Source organism: Promicromonospora kroppenstedtii DSM 19349 (assembly GCF_000515355.1).
GTDB lineage: Bacteria > Actinomycetota > Actinomycetes > Actinomycetales > Cellulomonadaceae > Promicromonospora > Promicromonospora kroppenstedtii.
In genome coordinates, this window is record NZ_KI911642.1 from 5257 (window position 1) to 7869 (window position 2613).

Consider the following 2613-nt stretch of genomic DNA (forward strand, 5'->3'; position numbering starts at 1 on the left):
CGGCGTCCGCGCCCGGCACGCGAGCGCCGTCGCGGCCGCGGACACCGCCGGCGTGCGCCTCCCACGGGTGATCGCGACCCTTCGTGGGGGTGACGCGGAGGCCCGGGACTACCCGGCGCTGCGGGAGTACTACCTGGGCCTGCTGCGCCGGCTGCCCGAGGGGGCGAGCGAGATCTTCCTGCACCCGGCGCCGGACACCCCGCGGCAGCGGGAGGTCTCGGCGACGTGGTGGCGCAAGCGGGCGTGGGAGCTGCGGCTGCTGGGCGACCCGGTCTTCACCCGGGAGATCGAGCGGGAGGGCATCGACCTCGTCAGCGAGTGGTGAGTAGGCTCACCCGCGTGGAGGCCGAGGACGCGCCGCAGGCAGGATCCCCGCCGCGGGGTGCGGGCGGGACGTCGCCGCTGCGCTACGGCGTCGGGATGTTCGGCACGTCGCTGCCGATCAACCTGGTCAAGGGCTCGATGCTCTACGTGTACGTGGAGCTGCTCGGCCTGGACGCTGTCGTCTACGCGACCGTGTACGCCGTGTACGGGGTACTGGACGCGCTGGACAACCCCGTGTTCGGGTACCTGTCGGACCGGACCCGCTCGCGGTGGGGGCGGCGTCGGCCGTACCTGGTGGTCGGCGCGCTGGTGCTCACGGTCACGACGATCGCGCTGTTCACGGTGCCGGGCGCGGTGGCGGACTCGGCGGTGGGGCTCGCGGTGTGGTTCGCGGTCTTCGCGATCACCACGGAGATGGCGGACTCCCTGATCAACGCCAGCTACGGCGCGCTGTTGCCGGAGCTGTTCACCCACGAGCGACGGCGGGCGACGGCGAACGCGGTGCGGCAGGGCGCGCAGCTGGTCGCCCTGGTGATCGCACTGGCGCTGACGCCGGTCCTGGCGCGGAACGTGCTGGGTACCGAGGGTTCCGCCGTCGGCTACGGGCGGCTGGCGATCATCTTCGGCGTGGTCTCGGCGGCGGTCATCCTGTGGACCGCGCTCGGCGTGCGCGAGGACCCGGCTCTGGACGCGGAGCCCAAGCCGCAGTTCTTCCGGTCCGTCGGTCAGATCCTCTCGACGGTGCACTTCTGGACCGTGGGGCTGGTCAACGCCTGCTACGGCGCGGCGATGGCGCTGGTGCTCGGCGGGTTGCAGCTGTACGTGGCGCACACGCTGGGCGGGTCGGCGCTGGACGCGAGCATCCTGCAGCTCGTCGTGATCGCCGTGTCGATCGGAATGCTGAGCGTGTGGGCGGGCGTGGTGCGGCGCAAGGGCGCGGCCCGGACGTGGCGGCTCGCGCTGCCGGTCGCGGCCGTCGGGTTCGTGCCCCTGTACTTCGCGACCGACCTGGTCACCGGCATCCTTGCCGGGCTCGCCGTGGCCGTGGGCTACTCCGGCGTGCTCGCGACCAACGACCTGGTGATCGCCCGTGTGCTCGACGCCGACGCCGCACAGCACGGCACCCACCGCAGCGGCTTGTTCCTGGCGGCGTTCGGGGTGCTGGGCCGGCTCAACGGCCTGCTGACGGCTGCTGCGCTGGCGTCGCTCGCGCTGTGGTTCGGCTACCACTCGGGCGCCGACCCCGGACCGGACCCCGGGCAGGCGTTCCGCGTTTACCTGTCGGTGTACCCGTTCGTGCTGCTGACGATCGGCACGGTCGTGTCGCGGTTCATCCGGCTGCCCGCGGCGCCGCAGGACGCCGGCGCAGGCAGCCGGCCGGTCACGCGCTGATCGCGAGCAGCGTCCGGTCCGCCGCCTCCAACCGGTAAGGGCCGTGCTCGCGCGGCGCGGAGAACGTCACGCGGTCCCCGCGGACCCGCCGCCTGCGGTCGATGCCGCCGTCGGGCAGGCCCTCGACCAGGACGGTGCCGTCCGCGTCGACCGCGACCAGGTCGTCGCCCACCCGCACCAGGACAGGCTCGCTCGGCCCCGGGAACCGGCTGACGGCGGTGCGTCCCTGGCGGATCGCGTCCAGGATCGCCTCTGGCGTGCGGTCGGCCGCCGCGACCCAGGTCGTGGGCGTGCCGGGCGGGTAGCCCTGGTCGGGCGTGTGGAAGTCGCTGCCGCCCAGGAAAACGGGACTCGTGCCCGGGGCGCCGTCCGACGAGCCGAGGCCCCGCAGGTACGCCCACGGCCCGGTCGCCGTCAGGTCGAGGAACCACGAGATGTGCCAGAGCTCCAGGAATCCGGTCCGCACGGGGAACTGCCAGCCGCAGTCGTCCTGCAGCGGGTGGTTCACGGACAGCAGCCCGCCGCGCGCCTCGACGTCGGACAGCCACTGCCGCGCCGGACGCCGGAAGTCCACCCAGCCGATGTCCCCGAACGCGTTCGCGTGGCCCGCGTGCGTGGTGACCTCCTGCCCGGGCAGCAGGCACAGGTCGTACGCCGCGCCGACGCCGGGCAGGTGCGCGTGGTGCGAGACGGTGTTGTGGTCGGTCACGGCGAGGAAGTCCAGGCCGCGCCCGACGGCGGCGGACGCGAGCTGCGCGATGCTCAGCGTCCCGTCCGAGTGCGTGGTGTGCGCGTGGAGGTCGCCCGCGTACCAGGTCAGGCCGTCCGGCGCGGGCAGGTCGCGGCCCAGCCGGGTGCGGTCGGTCCCCGTGCCCGACGGCGGGGGCGCGACCTGCC

At 74.0% G+C, this 2613-nt stretch carries 2 protein-coding genes and 1 pseudogene; 2 read left to right on the top strand and 1 reads right to left on the bottom strand.

Annotated features, from left to right (window positions below; genetic code table 11):
• Positions 1-325 (top strand): annotated as a pseudogene (locus PROKR_RS08695) (hypothetical protein); the annotation flags it as partial.
• A 14-nt stretch (positions 326-339) separates the two neighbouring features.
• Complete coding sequence (locus PROKR_RS08700) at positions 340-1716, top strand: MFS transporter (RefSeq protein ID WP_245605761.1); 1377 nt, start codon at positions 340-342, stop codon at positions 1714-1716.
• Here PROKR_RS08700 and PROKR_RS08705 read toward each other — a convergent pair.
• Positions 1706-2613, bottom strand: a 908-nt coding sequence (locus PROKR_RS08705; RefSeq protein WP_051432806.1) for a CehA/McbA family metallohydrolase, incomplete at its 5' end; no start/stop codon positions are given. The two genes, PROKR_RS08700 and PROKR_RS08705, sit on opposite strands and share 11 nt — an antisense overlap.